1 protein-coding gene is annotated in these 677 nt (G+C 69.3%); it reads right to left on the bottom strand.

Translation table 11 applies throughout. From position 1 onward, the window contains the following. Window positions 1-93: 93 nt before the first annotated feature. Window positions 94-462: a VOC family protein gene (locus EXE48_RS18155; RefSeq protein ID WP_049931864.1), complete on the bottom strand. Its 369-nt coding sequence runs from the start codon at window positions 460-462 to the stop codon at window positions 94-96. Between the last annotated feature and the right edge of the window lie 215 nt (window positions 463-677).

Raw genomic sequence — 677 nt, 5'->3', positions numbered from 1 at the left:
CGAGTGGCCCGGCGATGACGACGACGGGTGGTGACCGCCGAAGTACGCGCGTCGTCCGGTCCGGACGCACCGCCGCCTTCGGTGCCCGACCGCTCACAGGGGCTCGATCAGCTCGACGACGTGGCCGTCCGGGTCCTTCACGAAGGCGGTCCGGGCCCCCGCTTCCGGCTGGTCGCCCGGCTCCTTCACGACGCCGTGGTGGTCGATCGTCTCGAACGCGGCGTCCACGTCGTCGACGCCGACGGCGACGTGGTCGTAGCGGTCGCCGTCCGCGCTCGGCGCCGCGCCGTCCGTGTCAGACAGCTGGAACTCGACGCCGCCGTCGCCGGCGACGTACACGTTGCGCGTGTCGCCGTCGGCGGTCGTGAACTCCCAAGCGCGTTCGAACCCGAGCTGCTCGACGTACCAGTCCGCGGCGCGGTCGGCGTCCGCCACGTTGAGACACGTGTGGAGGATCTCCATGCGTCGTGCTGTCGCGGCGACGGCATAAATCCCGACGGCAAGCCGGAGGACGCCTCGGACGGACGCAGCAGAAGGACGCCTCGGACGGACGCAGCAGAAGGACGCCTCGGACGGACGCAGCGAGGCAACACGCGACGAGAGCGACCGCGCCCCGCCGAAACTATCATGAACAAAGGTTTTATTCTCTGTTCTCCCCCGGTCGTTATCATGGCAAG

Source organism: Halorubrum sp. ASP1, from assembly GCF_005435135.1.
Classification (GTDB): domain Archaea; phylum Halobacteriota; class Halobacteria; order Halobacteriales; family Haloferacaceae; genus Halorubrum; species Halorubrum tropicale.
The sequence above is the reverse complement of the archived record's forward strand: the minus strand, read 5'-3'. Positions and strand labels throughout refer to the sequence as shown.